Source organism: Staphylococcus sp. AC872, assembly GCF_979255425.1.
The window spans coordinates 24,452-45,024 of the sequence record NZ_CEEDKW010000010.1; the positions used below are offsets into that span (position 1 = coordinate 24,452).

Below are 20,573 nucleotides of genomic sequence, written 5' to 3' on the forward strand. Positions count from 1 at the left end.
CAAATATGAGGGAAGGGTTTTTATGAAAAAAGTTTCTAACTTTATTTTAGCGAGTAGTTTAGTTTTGGGCTTTTTCGTAACGCCCGAATTATTTAATATCACTCAAGCACATGCGAAAGAATCTGTGAAACCTTATTATATTTACAGTGGTTATACAGCAAATCAAAGTAATTTTATTCTAGATAAGAATTTTAAAACATCTCAAAAAGCTGATAACTTCAAGATTAATAATCACAAGATTACTAAAAATGCATTAGCTAAAAATAATAAAGATTTACACGATCCAACATATTACGAGGTTTCTAATCATAAAACGAATGGTGTTTTCTTCTTATTAGACGGTAAGTCAGTGAGCAAAAAAATTATTGAATCGTTACGGTGAACCAAAGTATACATCTACATCAGCCTAAGCCAAAGAATATATGTATAAAATAGAAAATGATGACTTTTAAAATATAAAGTTGTAGTAGATACATTGTAAAAATAAACTTAAATTGCTCAAATACTTTTCAATAATATCAAGATATATATTAAATCGAAAGTGATTATATAGTACCAAAGCAAATATTGTACTAATTCCAGATTATACAGGAAAAGATAAAGAATTTTTTATACTAGTGACATCATTAAAGCAAGTAAGATTATTCCTTTTTTAGTCAAATTCTTGTGGTTTGATAAATTTATTGATTAATTATTATAAATAAAGATTGAAAAGCTTTAAGAAAGGTAAAATTTTAAATAAGAGACTTGGAGCTCTTGTCAATTAAGATAATGAGCAAGTGAGCTCGTTAAGTTAAAGATGAGCTGAGGTAAAGTTTACCTGCTCATCTTTTTCTATTTGGAGTCTAAATATATGAAAAAAATATTATTAACAGGCGCTTCGGGATATATCGGTAGTCATTTAATGAATAAATTAAAAGATAACTATGAAATTATAGCTATTTCTAGAAATATAGAAAATAAATCAAATGAACAAAATGTTACTTGGAAGGCAGCTGACTTGTTTGATTTAAATGAAATCACTGAGGTAATGGAGGATATTGATATCGCTATATATCTTGTCCATTCTATGATGCCTTCAGCTAAGTTGACGCAGGCGAGCTTTGAAGATATGGATGCATTATTAGCTGATAATTTTGCTAAAGCCGCAAGTTATAACAAAGTTCAGCATATTGTATTTATGAGTGGTTTGATACCTAATACAAATGAATTATCACCACATTTAAGAAGCCGTTTAGAATGCGAACAGATTTTAGGATCATATGGTGTACCAGTAAGTACTTTAAGAGCTGGTTTGATTATAGGTTCTAAAGGAAGTTCTTACCCTATATTAAAAAAATTAGTAGAAAGATTACCTGGCCTGTTACTACCAAAATGGGCTTATAATATAACATTGCCAGTTGCAATAGACGACGTGATTGACGGTTTATATAAAATTGTAGAGCGTAATCCAAATGAGAACGAATCGATAGATATTGGTGGACCTAGTCATATGACTTATAAAGATCTATTCAAGCAAACTGCAGAGGTACTAGATAAACGATTACCTACGATAGATTTGCCTATTATTCCCATTTAGCTAAGTAAATATTGGGTGAAACTTATTTCAGGTGTTCCAAAAGAAATGGTCTATCCGTTAATGGATAGCTTAATTCATGATATGATTAGAAATGATGAAAATATTGTGAAAGACATTTCTATAGGCAAGATTGAGTATAAGGAAAGTGTGCGTAATGCCTTGGAAGAAGAAACTAAGACACAAAAGAAAGGGAAGTCATCACGTAAGAGCGATATTAAAGATGTTAGAGCAATATCAAGGGTAGTCTTACCTAAAGATGTAAATATGATTCAATTGGCAGAATCATATGCAAATTTTTTAAATAGAATTACATTAAATGTCGTTAATAGTGATTTTAACGAAGATAACTTTACGATTAGTGTGCCGTGTTTAAATAAGGACTTACTATTATTAAGTAAAGATTTTAAAGCTTCTAATAATGAGAGAATTTTATATCGAATTGTTGGTGGAGATTTCGCTTCAGATTCAGATGGTGGTAATGCGAGATTAGAGTTTAGAAGATTACCTAATAGTGACGCATGTATCATAGCGTTACAAGAATATGAACCGACGTTACCTTGGTGGGTATATAAGTATACCCAAGCAAAAGTACATAAAAGTGTAATGAATCTTTTTAAATTCAAGATTAATAGCCAAAAAACTAATAAAGGAGAATACTTTAATATGAAGAAGTTTATTTTGCCAATTGTTATTACAGGTGCAATTGTTTTGAAAGTATATGGAGTGAAAAAGTATTTAGCTAGAAAAAATAACATGTCCAATGCCGAATTGTAACGGCTAAAATAAAGGCTAGTTACTTTTACAAAAAAGAGGGGATCAACTATGAAAGCAAACGAGATAATTAAAACAATTATAAAAGTTATAACACCAATTACAGGTGGTAAATTTATAGGGAAATTTGCAGTGAAAAATGCGAGAAAAGATTATAAAAATAATGTTAAACCACCTTTTTCACCACCCGGCTATGTCTTTCCAATTGTGTGGCCAATACTTTATACAACGATGGGCGTAGCTTATGCATTAGTGACTAATAAATCTACTAGTAAGGCTTTGAAAGGTGCTTATTACTCACAATTAAGCCTGAATTATCTATGGTCGATATTATACTTCAAATATAAATTACGCTTTAGTGCGTTGATAGAGAGTGTTGTATTACTGGGCGCAGTAGTTACAACAACTGTAAAATTTTTCAATGTAAAAAAAGTTGCTGGCATTTTACTAGTTCCATATATGCTTTGGAGCGCTTTTGCTACTTATTTAACAGCTGGTAATTGGTATTTAAATAAAGATAACCCAAGCTATACAGCGAAATCTGAGCATTAAATTGATGAAAAAGATTATATATATTGCGCTATATTGGTTTATAGTTCAAATGATTATTGCTCAACTTGGTACTCGTATTAGTTATAAGTTCTTAGAAAAAGATAATAAGTATTTTCGAAGTTGGAATATTGAACAAGAAGGTCAATTATGGCAACAATTAGTTAAAGTGCAATATTGGAAAGATCATTTGCCAGACGGTCAAAATCTTAACCCTAATATCAGTAGTAAAGCGACTTTCGATCTATCTAAAAATATGAATGATATACAGCGATTTATATTAGAAACTAGACGTGCAGAGGTGGTTCATCTGCTATCCATATTTCCTGTTATTGCGTTTTTTAAAGCGTCAAAAAGTGTTAAAATAATTAATTTTATATATGTCATTATAGCTAATGTGCCTTGTATGATTGTTCAGCGCTATAATCGCCCTAAGTTAATACGTATTTATAATAAATTACAAAAAAGAAAAGGTGATTAAATGGGAAATAAGAAAGTGGTTGTCATAGGAGGTGGCTTGGGAGGGATTGCTAGCGCAATTTGTATGGCTCAAGCAGGCTATCAAGTGGATTTATATGAACAAAATAAGCATATCGGTGGAAAGGTAAATAGGTTAGACATAGATGACTATGGATTTGATCTCGGTCCATCAATTTTAACCATGCCTAAAGTATTTCAACGCTTATTTCAACGATGTGATGAAAGGCTAGAAGATTATGTTAGCATTCGTAAGTTAAGTTTACAGATTAGAAACGTTTACCCAGATGGCCAAATTTTAGATTTATATGAATCCATGGAAGATATGTTAACAAATAATGAATCGTTAACAAATAAAGATATAGAGCAACTTTCTTCGTTTTTTAGTTACGCACAAAAGATACATCAAGTTGCTGAAAAAAGCTACTTTGATAAGGGATTAGATACGATGTTTGCAATTATTCGTTATCATGGTCCATTTTCAGCTTTAAAGCAATTCGATTATTTTCATACAATGCAACAAGCCATTAATAAAAGGGTAGATAACCCATATTTAAGAGAAATGCTAGGTTATTTCATAAAATATGTCGGCTCCTCATCTTATGATGCTCCGGCTGTATTGAGTTTATTACCTCAAATGCAACATGAGGAAGGTTTGTGGTACGTAGATGGTGGCATTCATAAGTTAGCGGAAGCGATGGAACAATTAGCGAGAAAATTAGGTGTGGGCATACATTTTAACACCCCTGTAAAACGTATCAATTATAATAGTCAAAATAAGGTGACAGGGATAACAATAGAAAGTAATAAGGAAATATATGCAGATTACATTATATCTAATATGGAAGTAATCCCTGTTTATAAGTATTTATTGAATTTTGATGCAAACCAAATAAACAAATTGGAACGTAAATTTGAGCCAGCTAGTTCAGGTTATGTCATGCATCTTGGTGTGAACAAAAGTTATCCAGAGCTTCAACATCATAACTTTTTCTTTTCAAGTAATTCTAAAGTTAATTATGATCAAGTTTTTCACCAGTATGTTTTGCCTGAAGATCCGACTATTTATGTAGTGAATACAAATAAAACAGATAAGACACAGGCGCCAGAGAGACACGAGAATATAAAAATATTGCCACACATACCGTACATTCAGAGTAAGTCATTTAGTGAAGCAGAATATCTGCAATTCAAAGAACGTATATTGGATAAATTAGAGTCCATGGGATTGAAAGATTTGAGAAAGCACATTGTATATGAAGACGTATGGACACCACATGATATAGAAAATACATACAATTCTAATAAAGGAGCTATATATGGCGTAGTATCCAATAAGAAGAAAAATAAAGGTTTTAAATTTCCTAAAAAAAGTCAGTACTTCAAAAATTTGTACTTTGTAGGTGGTTCTGTAAATCCTGGCGCTGGTATGCCTATGGTTACTTTGAGTGGTATGCAAGTAGCAGAAGCTATTATTAATGGAGAAAGTAGTTGAGGCTGAATGATACTTTATATAATAGCAATAGTATTGACGATACTATCACTAATAAGTGGAATGTGTATGTATGCGCGTCGAGCGATTATAAATAACTCCGGAAAAGGAAGAGGTCAGACAGCCCTCAGTGTTATTGTACCTGCTAGAAATGAAGTGGAGAACTTACCTAAATTACTTAACAGTATAAGTAAAAAGCAAGAAATAGAAGTAATTGTTATGGATGATGGTTCAACTGATGAGACACAAGTTGTCGCTAGATATTATGGTGCGAGCGTATATACTGTTGAAAATGATACTACATGGCAAGGTAAGTCACATGCTTGTTGGCAAGGTAGCAAATATGCAACGCATGATTTATTAATGTTTGTTGATGCTGATGTTCAGTTTGCTTGTGATGATAGTATTCAAAATATAGCCAATCAATATGATTTACAAGGTGGTAAAGGTTTGTTGTCAATACAACCTTATCACAAGATAAAAAAGCTATATGAAAATATATCGGCGATTTTTAATTTAATGACAATCGTAGGTATGAATCAATTTTCAATCACGAAATCAGCAAATAATGAGCAAGGCGCGTTTGGACCAGTCCTTGTGACAAATAAGCAAGATTATAAATTGACACAAGGACATTTGAAAGCTAAAAATCAAATCATTGAAGGCTTTGCAATAAGTAAAGCATATAATCAGCAAGGTTTGCCAGTTAGTTTGCATGAAGGCCAAGGCGTAGTGAATTTTAGAATGTATTCTCAAGGATATAAATCGCTATTAGAGGGTTGGAGTAAACACTTTGCACTTGGCTCTCAAGTAACTAAAAAGTCTACGCTTACGTTTGTATTTTTATGGCTATTTGGTTCACTTACAACAGTTTTAGCGATAATTTTTTCAATTAATTTAGGCTCGTTATATATATTATTAGCTATTACTCTATATTTTATATATGCGATACAATTTCATATATTTATTCGAAGAACAGGAAATTTTAATATTGTTGCGAGTTTATGTCATCCACTGCTCTTCATATGCTTTGTCGTGATATTTTTTAAATCATGGTTAGATATCAATGTATTCAAACGTATATATTGGAAAGGCCGTAGAATAGATTTATAGCTTATTTTTTTATACAAATGTCAAGAAGTTCTAGGCTTACTGAGGAGGCCAATAAATGAATCAATTAGAGAGAGATTATAACCATTGTCACAATATAATGAAAGAACATTCAAAAACGTTCTCATATGCCTTTGATTTTTTGGATTTAAAAAGGAAAAAAGCAATTTGGGCTATTTATGCAGTTTGCAGAATTATAGATGATAGTATTGATAAATACAAAGACCTTGAGCAATTAAACGGCATAGCTAGAGATTTAGATGTGATTTATAGCGATTGTGATTATATTCAAGCGTATCAAAGTGATGCAGCTATTATGAATGCTTTAAGTAATACATTGAATACATATTCAATACCTAAAAAACCTTTTGAATCTTTAATTCAATATGTGAAGGAAGATTTAGTTTTAAAAGAAATGAAAACTGATTCAGATTTATATGAATATTGCTATGGTGTGGCAGGTACTGTCGGTGAATTGTTAACTCCTATATTAACTTCATCAAATGAAAATAATTTCGAGCAAGCTGAAGAAGCTGCGATTGCTTTAGGCAAGGCAATGCAAATAACTAATATTTTAAGAGATGTCGGCGAAGATTTTCAAAATGGAAGAATTTATCTAAGTGTAGAAAAATTAGCTCAATATCGAGTTAATCTACATTCTATATATTATGAAGGAGTTACGCCAAATTATATAAAACTTTGGGAAAGTTACGCTACAGAGGCAGTTAGGTTATATGATATTGCATTAAACGGTATTAATTATTTTGACGAAGAGGTACGTTGCATAAGAAAGTATATGTAAGCAAATTGAAAAAAAAGAAAATTTATCGTGAACTTAGTGCGAAATATAATAGGAGTGAAACATTATGAAGATTGCAGTTATAGGCGGCGGTGTTTCAGGTTTAGCTGCAGCTTCAAGATTAGCAGCAAACGGTCACCAAGTAGATTTATATGAAAAGAACCAACAAATAGGTGGCAGGATGAATCAGATCAAGCAAGATGGATTTACATTTGATATGGGACCAACCATCGTAATGATGCCTGAGATTTATCGAGACGTTTTTAATTACGCTCAAAAAAATATGAATGATTACTTGGAAATTAAACAATTATCACATATATATGATGTTTATTTTAGTGAAACAGATCAAATTCGCGTTCCTACAGATCTTGCTCAATTAAGAGATATGCTTGAAAGTATTGAACCTAACTCTACACATGGTTTTATGTCCTTTTTAACAGATATATACGAAAGATACGAAATAGCACGAAAATATTTTCTAGAACGTACGTTTAGGAAACCTACAGATTTTTATAATCCTTTTACTATATATCAAGGTATGAAACTCAAAACATTTGATAAAGCAGATAATTTAATTGAAAAATATATTGATAATGAAAAAATCCAAAAGATTTTAGCGTTTCAAACATTATATATAGGTATCGACCCTAAACGAAGCCCGTCATTGTATTCAATTATACCCATGATAGAGTTAATGTTTGGTGTTCACTTTATAAAAGGTGGTATGTATAGCTTTGTCAGAGCACTTCAAACACTAAATGAAGAATTAGGTACTCAAATTTATACCAACGCAAACGTTGAAGAAATTATCATTGATGGTAGGTATAAGTGTGCGGAGGGACTAAAAGTAAACGGACATATAGAAAAGTATGACAAAATAATTTGTACTGCTGATTTCCCATATGCTACTTCATCTTTAATTAAAAATGAACATCATCCTAAGAAGTATACGACACAGAAAATTGATAATATGGACTATTCTTGCTCAGCCTTTTTAATGTACATAGGGGTTGATAAAGATTTATCTGAAGATATCTTGTTACATAATGTTATATTTTCAAAGGATTTTGATAATAATATCAATGAAATATTTTCCGGAGAAATATCCCAAGATCCATCAATATATGTATACGCTCCTAGTGTGGAAGATCAGTCGTTAGCGCCAGAAGGTCAAACAGGTATTTATGTGCTGATGCCCGTTTCAGAATTGAAAACAGGTGATACGGATTGGTCTGATGAGTCAACAATCACACAAGTGAAAGATATTATTTACAATAAGCTTTCTACGATTAAAGCGTTAGAAGATTTGAAAAAGCAAGTTGTGACAGAAATTATTTATACACCTAAGGATTTTGAAGGAGATTATAATGCTAAATTTGGAGCAGCCTTTGGTTTAATGCCTACTTTAGCGCAAAGTAACTATTACAGACCGCCTAATGTGAGCAGAGATTACAAAAATTTGTATTTTGCTGGAGCTAGTGTTCATCCAGGGGCAGGAGTGCCAATTGTACTGACGAGTGCTAAAATTACAGTTGATGCTATGTTAGAAGATATTAATAATGGTATATAAAAAACGGGGTGGGACAGAAATCAAATTTTCTAATATAGATTTCGTAGTCCCACTCCGGCAAGGGTGACTAGGATTGAAAAAAGCTTGATATAGTCGCATTTTCAATTCAGTCACCTACTGCCAAATTGAAAACAAGCCTGAGACATCTATTTATGTCCCTGGCTCGCCTTTTTAACTAATCGAACGTAATGGTTTGTGGTGTGTCTAATTTTTTATCGTTCATAATTTTTATGGATTTTGGTATTACTTTAATTACACACAAGTTTGGATCATCTTTAGAGTCAAAAAAGGACTTATCTTGTTTGTTCCAAATCCAATCAATAGTCTCTTGATCTTTCAGTATTTCAACATTAGCATCAATTTCTAGAAAACTACGATTATTCGTTTCATCGTAACCTATAAGTACATGAGCTTTGGGATTATCTTTCAATTCAGCAATTTTTTTAGACTCAATGCTTGTCTTAGTATAAAGTGTGTGCCCATCATTATAAAATATCATGTATCTACTATTAGGTGTATTGTTATGTGCAGTAGATAGGACACCTATTTTTGATGTATTTAATATATTTTCAATTTCATTTTGTAATTGTTCGTTATTCATAATTTAATCACCTCTGATAATAATATACACTGAAGTTGCCTATAATATGTAAGGTATTAAAATTTATTTTATTTTTTAGTGAATTATACAAAAGTTAAAACGGGTATATGATTGAAAACACAATCTTAAGTTAAAGGACAATTATAAAGTGAATTTGTATGAAACAAGCTGGGAAGCAATAAAATCCATTTAGGAGTCATACTTAACAGAGTTTTTAGAACGAAAGATAATCCACTTTTTAAATATATAGTGAAGCATCAAAATGAGATAAATAAATTGTATTTTATCTTACCTTTAGAAGATTTAACTGACGCATCAGAAGTAAAACGTGAATATTACTATAAAGTTATAAAAGGATTTGTAAATGCTTTAGATAAGCATGATATACAACCTCATATTGTCACATATGAAAAGCTAGGTGAATTAGCCGAAACATTGACGTTATCTAACGTATTAGTAGCAAAAGATATTATGAGTTATCACAAAGAAATATATGACTATCCTCATGTAAAAAAGACTTTTGAAAATCATCAAGTTACAGTAATTGGACAGCGCGTGAATCATTATTTTGAGCCAACAAAGATTTTTAATAAAAAGCAACAGCTTTATAAAGTATTTACTAGTTTTTATAAAGCAAATCGTCAGGATTTAGTATACATCCCTAAAAAAGTTATCAATTTAAGCAGTTGTCTCAAATTGCAGAAAAGGGTTCAAATCAAAGTGACTTAAAATTTGAAAATAATAAAGATATAGAAAAGTTAGCGCGTAAAGCTTGGGATGATTTTTTAAATAGTAACATAGCTCATTATGATAAATTGACTGACGATGTGTCGCAGGATTTTGTAAGTGGATTAGGTAAATATTTAGCATATGGACTACTCGATATTCGTGAAATTATAAATGATTTACTTGAAGATTATGAGAGCGATGAAAAAAATTATGAAGCTTTTATAAGAGATGTTATATTCCGTGAATTTTATTATGTGTTAATGATGCAGTATCCAGAAACGGCAACTAAATCTTTTTCTGAAAAATATCGAAACATGCAATGGTCTTATAATAAAACACATTTTGAAGTATGGAAAAAAGGTCAAACTGGCTACCCAATCGTTGATGCTGCAATGAAGAAGCTGAATCGTACAGGATATATGCATAATCGCTTACGAATGGTCGTATCACAATTTTTAACGAAAAATTTATTTATTGATTGGACTTGGGGTGAGGAGTACTTTAGACAGTATTTGATAGATTATGATAATGCATCTAATGTACATGGATGGCAGTGGTCAGCATCAACAGGAACAGATGAAGTGCCTTATTTCAGAATGTTTAATCCTATACGTCAAAGTGAGCGCTTTGATAAGTAAGGGTATTTTATTAAAACACAACTAAAAATATTTAATGATGTGAGTAGAAAATACATTCATGATCCAACTAAATATAAAGACAAGTTACAAGAAATTTATCATATTGAAATTGGACAAGATTATCCAAAGACTATCGTGAATCATAAAAATAGTAGAGATTATGTTATGGATAAATTTAAGCAATTTTGACATGTCATCCAATAAAAAGGAGTGATTTATTTGTTAAAAAATGAAATACATCGTATTTATTTAGACAAAAATAATAATGAGGTAACTATTAATAGATTTAATGTGACATACCACTATACTATATTAGAACAAATTAATGATTTGCCACAATATGGTTATGCAGTTTTAAACCATTTATATGCTAATCCTGGTTTAGAGGCAGACTTCGAGCGTGTGTTTTTAAATAGAGATAAACATCTAGAGAATACTGAAGGGTTTGAAAATCTATTATTTCTAAAGCCACATAGTACACATGAACATCATGTTATCATTACGTTTTGGCAAGACGAAGCAGCTTACAAACATTGGCAAGAGTCTCAGGAATATAAAACATCCCATAAAAATAGAGGAACCAAACAAGGTGTTGATAAATCTATTGTAAACAGAAACCTATCATTTAATATTAGTTTAGAATTTAAATAACATAATTTTTGAATTAAATGATATTTCTGAAAACATATAGGCGAGTTATTTAAATACTAACTTGCCTATTTTTTAAGCGATATAAAATTTTTAGCAAAATCACTGATAAGCAGACTCATACTATAAATGAGGTTGTATATAACTCACTCTGAAATTGATTGAATATATAGTATCTTTAATAAAATGCAGCTATTGTGGCGTAAAATTTAAGAATTAAAAAATGATTAATATAGTTTGAAAAGACTGAATATAAATACTAGAAAAATAGCCAGTAAATGAGTTTATTATGAATTCATTTACTGGCTTCTTTAAATAATGATCTAGACAATTTGCTTTTCTAGACCTACTTTGAAATGTGTTATTTTCTTTAAGCATATTAATATATGACTTGTGTTGATAATGCTAACCTTGGTCAGAGTGTATTGTCATGCGATAATTCAGATGAGATTTTTTAATTAAAACCTTATTTTAAACATCGATGACAAGGTCTAATGTAGGACGTGTAGACATCATTTTCAGAATGATATAAATAAATCCATAAATGGAGATAAATCGAAACTATTTATACCCCATATGGGTATATGTTATATTATAAGTAGCTTTACTATAACATTTTCATTAGGAGGGGTTAATTTGAATAATAATGGTGAAGCGCATAATCACCAAAATCACATGAATCACTCTAATCAAATGCATCATGATAACCATGCCTCACATCATCATCATAGTGGCCATGCACATCATCATGGAAATTTTAAAGTTAAGTTTTTTGTTTCATTAATTTTTGCAATACCTATCATTCTTTTATCGCCATTGATGGGTGTTAACTTACCTTTTCAATTCACATTTCCAGGTTCTGAATGGGTAGTGTTAATATTAAGTACAATTTTATTCTTTTATGGTGGTAAACCGTTCTTGTCTGGTGGTAAAGATGAAATTGCTACAAAAAAACCAGGCATGATGACCTTAGTTGCTCTAGGTATTTCAGTAGCTTATATTTATAGCTTGTATGCTTTTTATATGAATAACTTTAGTAGTGCAACTGGTCATACAATGGACTTTTTTTGGGAATTAGCAACCTTAATTTTAATTATGCTATTAGGACATTGGATAGAAATGAATGCTGTCGGAAATGCTGGAGATGCTTTAAAGAAAATGGCAGAACTATTACCTAATAGTGCTATTAAAGTTATGGATAATGGCCAACGCGAAGAAGTTAAAATATCAGACATCATGACTGATGATATCGTCGAAGTAAAAGCCGGAGAAAGCATTCCAACAGATGGTATTATCGTTCAAGGACAAACATCTATAGATGAATCCCTAGTCACTGGAGAATCTAAAAAAGTACAAAAAAATCAAAATGACAACGTCATCGGGGGTTCTATTAATGGGTCTGGAACAATACAAGTCAAGGTTACAGCTGTTGGAGAAGATGGATATCTTTCTCAAGTTATGGGACTTGTTAATCAAGCACAAAATGATAAATCTAGTGCTGAATTGTTATCTGATAAAGTAGCGGGTTATTTATTCTACTTTGCTGTAAGTGTTGGCGTGATTTCTTTTATTGTCTGGATGCTCATTCAAAATGATGTTGATTTTGCATTAGAACGTCTTGTAACTGTGTTAGTCATTGCTTGTCCACATGCTTTAGGCTTGGCAATACCTTTAGTCACTGCACGTTCTACTTCAATTGGTGCACATAATGGTTTAATTATTAAAAATAGAGAGTCTGTAGAAATAGCTCAACATATCGATTATGTAATGATGGATAAAACTGGTACTTTAACTGAGGGTAACTTTTCTGTGAATCATTATGAGAGCTTTAAAAATGATTTGAGTAATGATACAATATTAAGCCTTTTCGCCTCATTAGAAAGTCAATCTAATCACCCATTAGCTATAAGTATTGTTGATTTTGCGAAAAGTAAAAATGTTTCATTTACTAATCCACAAGACGTTAATAATATTCCAGGTGTCGGATTAGAAGGTCTAATTGATAATAAAACATATAAAATAACAAATGTCTCTTATCTTGATAAACATAAACTTAATTATGACGATGACTTGTTTACTAAATTAGCTCAACAAGGTAATTCAATCAGTTATTTAATTGAGGATCAACAAGTCATTGGCATGATTGCTCAAGGAGATCAAATTAAAGAAAGCTCAAAACAAATGGTAGCTGATTTACTATCAAGAAATATTACACCAGTCATGCTTACAGGTGACAATAATGAAGTGGCACACGCTGTCGCAAAAGAATTAGGTATTAGTGATGTTCACGCACAACTCATGCCAGAAGATAAGGAAAGCATTATAAAAGATTATCAAAGTGACGGTAATAAAGTCATGATGGTCGGAGACGGTATCAACGATGCGCCGAGTCTTATAAGAGCCGATATTGGTATAGCAATTGGTGCAGGCACAGATGTTGCAGTGGATTCAGGTGATATCATACTTGTTAAAAGTAATCCATCAGATATCATTCATTTCTTGACTCTTTCAAATAATACTATGAGAAAAATGGTGCAAAACTTATGGTGGGGTGCAGGTTATAATATTGTTGCTGTACCTTTAGCAGCTGGTATTTTAGCATTTATCGGCTTGATTTTATCACCTGCAATAGGTGCTATTTTAATGTCATTAAGTACGATTATCGTTGCAATTAATGCTTTTACATTAAAATTAAAATAAAAAATAGGAGTTTTATTATGATTAAAAAATTATTTTTTATGATATTAGGGTCATTACTAATATTATCAGCTTGCTCCAATAATGATGAAAAAGATAAAGATACTAAAGATCAAAAAAGTGAGACCCATATGAAGCATAATGATGAAAGTAAAGTTCCTGAAGATATGACATCGACTAATGAAGGTGAATTTAAAGCGGGAGATAAAGTAACGATTACAGCAGGGCATATGCCAGGTATGAAAGGTGCAGAAGCTACTGTAAAAGGTGCGTATAAAACATATGCCTATGTTGTAAGTTATAAACCCACAAATGGAAATGAAAAAGTAAACAATCATAAATGGGTCGTAAACGAAGAGATCAAAGATGCACCTAAAGATGGATTTAATAAGGGCGATACTGTTAAATTAGAAGCAAGTCATATGTCTGGTATGAAAGGTGCTACAGCCAATATAGATAACGTGAAAAAGACTACTGTTTACGTGGTTGATTACAAATCCAAAGATAATGGTAAAATCATTAAAAATCATAAATGGATGACAGGAAATGAACTGGAAGCACGCTAAAAATCTAGTTCTAAATTGAGAAATAAATAGATAAAAAAATATTCTCCTTAACAATAATAAGTTATTTAAATTATTGATTAAGGAGAATATTTTTTTATCGTTGCGATTGCGTATGCATTTATTCGATAACTTTGACAAAAAGATGCAAAATCAATTTACCTCTTTTACTTTTACCATTGACTAATCATAGATAGCCCATAAAAGCGCCACACCTTTAACACATTGTATAGCTCTACAGTAGCTATCATAAATGTTACTCATCCCAATCAATTTGTAGTTGCTTTAAGAAAGCTTCACGCTCTTTCTCAAGTTCAGGATCATGTTCCTCTGAGATAGGTGTTTTTTCATAAGAACGTTCTTCTAACCATTGTGGTGTTTTTTCTCTACTAATATATTGTTTTGAACCCACTGTATTTTTACTTTTAGCGTACTTTTTATTATATATACGATTTTCAGGTTCGAATATAAATTCTAGATATTCTATTTTGCGTCCCTTTTTTGCTCTAACTTTATGTATCTTTAACGCTTTAAAAATATGACTGAGTTCGTTAATAATAGGTTTTAATACATTCTTATTAATATCGGTCATTCTATACGATGTTGGAATATCTAATCGCTCTCTAAAATCATTTATTTTTATTTTTAAATAACCTGTATGTTTAAACTGCTTAAGTATTCTAAACATGTTTTTAGAATACGTTGATTTAAGCGTCGTCATTTCTTCTAGTTCAAATTTTGTAAAATTATTCGTAATTGAATTAAGTATATGCTTTAGATTAGGAGATGTTGAAATCTCTAAATATTGTTCTTTTTTATGAATTCTATAATGATTAAACAATACAAATCGCTCTATGATATCGTCATCTTCATACTTAATTGTTAATTCCAACATTTTTTTATATACATCATCCAAATCTTTCACAAATCTACTAATATTACGCGTTTTAGGATTATAATTACTTAATTCTTTTAATTCATCAAAAGTCAGATGTAACGTGTAGGTGTCTTGTTCTTTTAACTTATTGCACATCGCAAAAAACAAATTAATTTCTATGCTTGTAAATTTTCTTAATGGGACGAGGTTTAGATCGTTTTTATATACAACTGTTTCACCAGACATTTTATTATCACTCCATCATTAACTACATCATATAAAGGAGTACTAAAAAAATTAATACTCCTTTATACCAATTGAATATAAGCATAAAACACTTTTATAGCGGCGTCAATGAATAAAAGGAGTGATTATATTTAAACTACTCCCTTTATGTGGCAAAACTACTCCCTTTATGTGGCAAAACTACTCCCTTTATGTGGCAAAACTACTCCTTTTATGTGGCAAAACTACTCCCTCTAATACCTTGAATCCATTGTCTCTCTAGGTATAAAACAATCCCTAAAAAGGTTTTAAAAATATTTATAAAAATATATTAAAAAGGGCGACGTTTATAAGACAGTAGTCACGATGAAAAAAGATTTGTAAATACCATGTTACATACATTTATACTTATACTGTTATTTATATGTGTATCATTACATCGCTATTGTACAATTTAAATTACGTTATAATGCTTAAAGCTTTATGTAAAATAGGTATATTAATGATTTTAAAATTATTTTCGATACACAGAAATTGATTAAAACGTTAAAACAAACCAAACATGAGGTAGTACAGTTTGGATTAATAAAAAACATCAACTCGAAGTATAGACGTATCTCCTAAGCATACATCTATAGAAAAATATAAGTCTTATGATTATATTAGTGGATTTGAAAATTTATTCATGAAAATAGAAAGGGAATAACTTTCTAAAAGTGGACTAGTCCACTTTTATGCATTCATCTTAATAAATACATAAATGAAGCAATTATTATTGCCCTCGTACCTATAAACGAGGGCTTATTTTTTGACTTTGAATCATTAGAGAATCTAAAACACAAAAATGATGATCCCTTCATCAATAATGATTAGAGGGATTATCATTTTTAATTTCATAGATTTAATAAACTTTTCAATCTATTATTTACTTCTATTACCTTTTCAGTTGTCAATATATCAAAATGTCGATATGGACGAGCATGTATATCAACAGATTTAATTTGTGTGCAGTCGATAACACCATTTATACGTTGATTTTTAGTCTTCACTAATACATCTGTTGGGTATCGCTCATCGTATCTTTTTATAACCCAAGCAAAATCGGAAACCTTATTAAATTCAGTATCACTTATGAATAAACAAGGACGATAGTTTTCTTTTTCATTACCAATGACTGGATTAAAATCTCATTTAATTAAATCATATTGATTTACCATAATTCACGTCCAACTGGTTGACCCCAATCATACTCGTTATGATCATATTTACCACCACTTTCAACAAAATCTCTTCATTTTTCTTTAAAGGAATCGGATTTAGTTAAAACAATTTGTCCTGATTTGACTTTTACTTCTATATCATCGCCAACTTTTAATCCTGCTTCCTGTAATGTATTTTTCTTTAAGCTAATTGCTTGTCCGTTTCCGCTTTTATATATTTTCACATATGTTGTTTGCACAAAATAAGCCTCCGTTAGTAATTTACGTGTCTTTACATAAATTATAATATGTTTACATCGATTTACCATTATCCTATCCTGCTTCAACTTCAATATACGACACAATGCATCAGTGTTCATTGTTAACCTCTCCGTAATTTTTTTGATTTTGTTCTAACTCTAATTGAAATCAATATAATTTTTCGGTACTATCTAACATTAATTTGTTCAGTTGGCGTTCGCCACTTCGTAAACGTTGAATACTTGATGCCGTCACACCTGTTTTTTGATGAATATAATACGCAGATAAATCGCTATTTAGGAGTCTTTCAATTGTTTCGATAATCATATTAAATGAGTGAAACGTTTAGAAAATACTAAAAGTAAAAGATTATGAATAAGGCTAGGGCGATAACAGAAACACCTATCATATAGTTACAGAATGTTTTGATTTTGATTCGAGTAATTTTTGTCATTTTTATCACCTCATTTTATAGTTGAGGTAAGGGAGGAGAATATCCCCCGATTACCTAATGAATATAACTTAATATTAGTTTGAATGTCAGTTGGCATGCAGTAAAGGAGATAGTGCTTTTTTATTGATTTTGAACATAAAAAAGATGACCATCGCAACAATCATCTCAAGTACACTCTTCAGATATGTACCGCAATTTGATATTTATCTCCATACATCCAATTCATACTTAACGGACTTATATGGACGGCTGAGAGGGCTTAAAATTCAAATTCATTGTGGTTTTTTCTGCCATCAACAATTTTATATATTTTAAACCGTGATTCGATGTTTCTGATGTCCTCAACCACATATTTGAGTATCTTTTCATTGATAGCTTTCATGTATACGTTTAACAAATATTAAATATCAGTATGAACGCAGTCACTAAATTCAAAAAGAATTAATAAAATAGGGACTTATTGATGTTACTTCAAAAATGGATAAATAACGTCTTTACATCTACATGCCTAAAATCAAGGATCAACAATTCTATTATTATAATAAAGAAAAGAAATTCAACAAATACACATATGACAGTTTCATAGACGTATTGAACATCAAATCAAAGCATACACTAAAAAACATATTAATACCCTAATGAAACACAAGCTATTAATCGTGAGCAATGTAGGAACTACAACTTAAGATATAAATGTTGAACAAAATGAGTCAAAGAATGTAGATACTAAATTACACAATAATAAGAATAATTCATCTGATTCACACAATATGCATTTAGTAATACTATAAACATAATCAACTCTACGGAACAAATTATTGCCTTGAAGATTTGAAGAGTGAAATTGAAGAAATCTTAATCCGTGTAAATCGAAAATAGAAAATACACAATAAAACGATTACCAAAGTATATAATTATCTATTTATAAGTATCAAAGGAGCATTTACTCAAAGATACGAAGAAGATTATAACAGAGGTGTTATTACAAAAAGTCCAAAAATGGCTTTATTTGGAGATCCACAAAATATTGTGACTACGCTAATTAAATCTATGATTAATAGATGATACAAGTTTTATATAAGACCTTGAGTTGCAGAAATAAAATGATTTATCTAAATTAATAATTTTTAATTGGAATATAGATGAGCACAAACATACACATCAGCATATTGATGTGTATGTTTGTGCGCTATCCTTATTACTTTATTTAAAGAAAAACAGTATATAGTATTACTGAAACTAAGTAATAATAAAATATAAAGCCTTATATTTTGTTTACTGCTCTAATTATTTCTTCTTCTGTTAGATCAATAATAGACTGATATTTTTCTTTATTAAGATCTAGTTTGCTTATTTCAATTTCAATTTTTTCTAATTCTTCAATTATATACTCTCCTTGAGACAGTATTTTAGAGTATATAGCTATTTCAGATGATTCTTTTTGTGTTTTAAAGGCGGATGCATCTTCATTTAATTCTTTTTCTAAAGTAGTTGAAATATCATCGGTAATATAAATTTGCTGACTATTCTATTTCTGTAATCTGCCCTCTATGTAATTTTCCTTACGATATTGTCAAAGAATATTTACATCTATTCCAGTATCCCTAAATATATCTTCGGGTTCTTTGCCATGATTATATTCTTCTACAGCTTTAAGTTTGAAATCATCTGTATAATATATGTTCTTACTAGTTACTTTATAAATATGAATATTAGACTCCAATTTTTGTCTAACCTCTTTGGGTAAAGTTGCCATTTTTTTCTCCTCTTCTTTCTTTTTTATTTTATTACTATAAATTGGTTACAGTTAAAAGCCAAAATATATATTTATATCATGAATAAAGAGAAGCGGATTTTCGATATATACTTATACATATGTGTATACATGTGTGTATGTTTATGTTAAAGTGGAAAAGGAGGTGTCTAAATGGAAATAATAACATTCGCAGCCGTTAAAGGTGGAGTAGGAAAAACAACATTATCCTATAATTTTTCCGCATATTTAGCTGACTTGGGGTACAAAGTATTAATGATAGATTTTGATCATCAATGCAATTTATCTCAAATCTTAGGAATTTATGATCAAAAAAATACTGTTTTATCTATATTTGAAAAAATAGATGCACTACATATTGAAGAAAAAGTTAAGATACACCGTATTAATAACAATATAGATCTTATCAGTGGATTTTTACGTTTAGATGAGTATGAGAAGCATATGAGTACGACAGATGGAAAAGACATGCAATTATATATGTGGCTGGATGATTACTATGAAGAATATAATATTGGTCAATATGACTATATTATTATTGATACACATCCTGATTTCAGTACATCAACAAGAAATGCAATTGTGGTAAGCCATAAAGTAATTTCTCCTAATAAGCCAAGTGGATTTAGTGATGATTCGAATGCAAACATTTCATATCGTATTAATAAATTAAAGAAGGATTTAATTGACTTTAGGACACGAGAAAGTTACGTAACAGCTAAACTTTTTTTCGTTGGAAATATGGTCAAACATAATACTAAATCATCAATCAATTTTAAAAAAAGCATTGAAAATCAAGAAGATTATATAACTTATTTTCCTGATAAGGAATTAATTACACGCAGTGTTTTAGAAAAAAAGCCCATTGTATCATTTAAACAAGAACCTACAATATACTTAAAGGAAAAAAGTTTTTTTCAGCAATTTATAAATAGTTGTAAAGCTATTAAAGATGCTTGATTAATACAAATTAAAATGAGTACTTTAATTTGTATTTACATCAATATATGTATTTACATCAATATATGTATGTACATTAACATGTGTATGCTTATACATATAATACATTATGAAAGGTGTTTTAAAATGGCGTTTAATAAAAAAATAGATAGTAACAATCAAGAAAAGAATATAGAAAAAGCTTTAGAGAATGCAGTATCACCTAATACATCATATAAAAAAATAGAGATTAAAAAGGATAAAATTAAAGAAAAGAAAAAAAGATATCAATTTATGTTACAGCCTTCAGTTAGAAAAAAACTAGATGAGTTAGTTGAAGAAAATAATTATTCATCATCTTCAGAATTTTTAAACGAGATTATAAAACAATTATATGTAAACTAGTTTTACATATAATATTTCAGATAAATGAAGGGAAAGTTAAGAAAACCCTATTAACAAAGAATTTGATTTGTTAATAGGGTTTATTTTTGTGTTTACACAAAAATAAACTTGTAAGTATATATATAAATAAGAACGTAAATAAACTTGTAAGTATATATATAAATAAGAACGTAAATAAACTTGTAAGTATATATATAAATAAGAACGTAAATA

At 30.1% G+C, this 20,573-nt stretch carries 14 protein-coding genes and 5 pseudogenes; 14 read left to right on the forward strand and 5 right to left on the reverse strand.

All coding sequences use genetic code 11. The features are described from left to right. Nucleotides 1-22: 22 nt before the first annotated feature. From isaB to ACZ267_RS11705, 8 genes and pseudogenes are all read left to right on the forward strand, one after another. A pseudogene (gene isaB / locus ACZ267_RS11670) lies at nt 23-407 on the forward strand (immunodominant staphylococcal antigen IsaB family protein); the annotation flags it as partial. 446 nt (nt 408-853) lie between these two features. Then, nucleotides 854-2,353: pseudogene (locus ACZ267_RS11675) on the forward strand (NAD-dependent epimerase/dehydratase family protein). A 48-nt stretch (nt 2,354-2,401) separates the two neighbouring features. Further along, a complete protein-coding gene (locus ACZ267_RS11680; RefSeq protein ID WP_002467556.1) occupies nt 2,402-2,902 on the forward strand; it encodes a TspO/MBR family protein in 501 nt (166 codons plus the stop codon). A 4-nt stretch (nt 2,903-2,906) separates the two neighbouring features. Continuing rightward, on the forward strand, nt 2,907-3,380 hold the full coding sequence (locus tag ACZ267_RS11685; protein ID WP_002467534.1) for a glycosyl-4,4'-diaponeurosporenoate acyltransferase CrtO family protein: 474 nt from the start codon (nt 2,907-2,909) through the stop codon (nt 3,378-3,380). Beyond that, complete coding sequence (locus ACZ267_RS11690) at nt 3,381-4,871, forward strand: phytoene desaturase family protein (RefSeq protein WP_002467544.1); 1,491 nt, start codon at nt 3,381-3,383, stop codon at nt 4,869-4,871. A 66-nt stretch (nt 4,872-4,937) separates the two neighbouring features. Beyond that, on the forward strand, nt 4,938-5,981 hold the full coding sequence (locus ACZ267_RS11695; protein ID WP_050969637.1) for a glycosyltransferase family 2 protein: 1,044 nt from the start codon (nt 4,938-4,940) through the stop codon (nt 5,979-5,981). Between the two features lie 55 nt (nt 5,982-6,036). Continuing rightward, nucleotides 6,037-6,848, forward strand: a pseudogene (locus ACZ267_RS11700) (phytoene/squalene synthase family protein). Next, nucleotides 6,845-8,350 carry a phytoene desaturase family protein gene (locus ACZ267_RS11705; protein ID WP_050969635.1) on the forward strand — a complete coding sequence of 502 codons (1,506 nt, stop codon included), beginning with the start codon at nt 6,845-6,847 and terminating at the stop codon, nt 8,348-8,350. The pseudogene ACZ267_RS11700 and the gene ACZ267_RS11705 overlap by 4 nt, the downstream one beginning before the upstream one ends. Before the next feature lie 175 nt (nt 8,351-8,525). Here ACZ267_RS11705 and ACZ267_RS11710 read toward each other — a convergent pair whose 3' ends face one another. Next, nucleotides 8,526-8,951, reverse strand: coding sequence for a pyridoxamine 5'-phosphate oxidase family protein (locus ACZ267_RS11710; protein WP_002467550.1), 426 nt, complete (start codon nt 8,949-8,951; stop codon nt 8,526-8,528). 183 nt (nt 8,952-9,134) lie between these two features. Between ACZ267_RS11710 and ACZ267_RS11715 the strand changes: the two are divergent. The 4 genes and pseudogenes from ACZ267_RS11715 (at nt 9,135) to ACZ267_RS11730 (ending at nt 14,229) form a co-directional block, all read left to right on the forward strand. Further along, a pseudogene (locus ACZ267_RS11715) lies at nt 9,135-10,507 on the forward strand (cryptochrome/photolyase family protein). A 21-nt stretch (nt 10,508-10,528) separates the two neighbouring features. After that, entirely contained in the window at nt 10,529-10,969 is a 441-nt protein-coding gene (locus ACZ267_RS11720; RefSeq protein ID WP_242446745.1) for an antibiotic biosynthesis monooxygenase family protein, read from the forward strand. 633 nt (nt 10,970-11,602) lie between these two features. Beyond that, nucleotides 11,603-13,666, forward strand: a complete 2,064-nt coding sequence (locus ACZ267_RS11725) for a heavy metal translocating P-type ATPase (protein ID WP_002467557.1) — start codon at nt 11,603-11,605, stop codon at nt 13,664-13,666. Between the two features lie 17 nt (nt 13,667-13,683). Continuing rightward, nucleotides 13,684-14,229, forward strand: a complete 546-nt coding sequence (locus ACZ267_RS11730) for a YdhK family protein (RefSeq protein WP_002467532.1) — start codon at nt 13,684-13,686, stop codon at nt 14,227-14,229. Between the two features lie 253 nt (nt 14,230-14,482). On the opposite strand, the gene ACZ267_RS11735 is transcribed toward ACZ267_RS11730, so the two are convergent. From ACZ267_RS11735 to ACZ267_RS11750, 4 genes and pseudogenes are all read right to left on the reverse strand, one after another. After that, entirely contained in the window at nt 14,483-15,349 is an 867-nt protein-coding gene (locus ACZ267_RS11735; protein ID WP_015387286.1) for a replication initiation protein, read from the reverse strand. Nucleotides 15,350-16,221: 872 nt separating this feature from the next. Continuing rightward, nucleotides 16,222-16,503, reverse strand: a pseudogene (locus tag ACZ267_RS11740) (type II toxin-antitoxin system PemK/MazF family toxin); the annotation flags it as partial. A 116-nt stretch (nt 16,504-16,619) separates the two neighbouring features. Next, nucleotides 16,620-16,787, reverse strand: coding sequence for an AbrB/MazE/SpoVT family DNA-binding domain-containing protein (locus ACZ267_RS11745; RefSeq protein WP_155399947.1), 168 nt, complete (start codon nt 16,785-16,787; stop codon nt 16,620-16,622). A gap of 2,028 nt (nt 16,788-18,815) precedes the next feature. Beyond that, entirely contained in the window at nt 18,816-18,998 is a 183-nt protein-coding gene (locus ACZ267_RS11750) for a hypothetical protein (protein ID WP_015387290.1), read from the reverse strand. A gap of 171 nt (nt 18,999-19,169) precedes the next feature. Between ACZ267_RS11750 and ACZ267_RS11755 the strand changes: the two genes are divergently transcribed. Continuing rightward, nucleotides 19,170-19,976 (forward strand): ParA family protein, encoded by an 807-nt coding sequence (locus tag ACZ267_RS11755; RefSeq protein ID WP_015387291.1) that lies wholly within the window; start codon nt 19,170-19,172, stop codon nt 19,974-19,976. Nucleotides 19,977-20,102: 126 nt separating this feature from the next. Next, nucleotides 20,103-20,360 carry a ribbon-helix-helix domain-containing protein gene (locus ACZ267_RS11760; protein ID WP_015387292.1) on the forward strand — a complete coding sequence of 86 codons (258 nt, stop codon included), beginning with the start codon at nt 20,103-20,105 and terminating at the stop codon, nt 20,358-20,360. Nucleotides 20,361-20,573 lie beyond the last annotated feature (213 nt).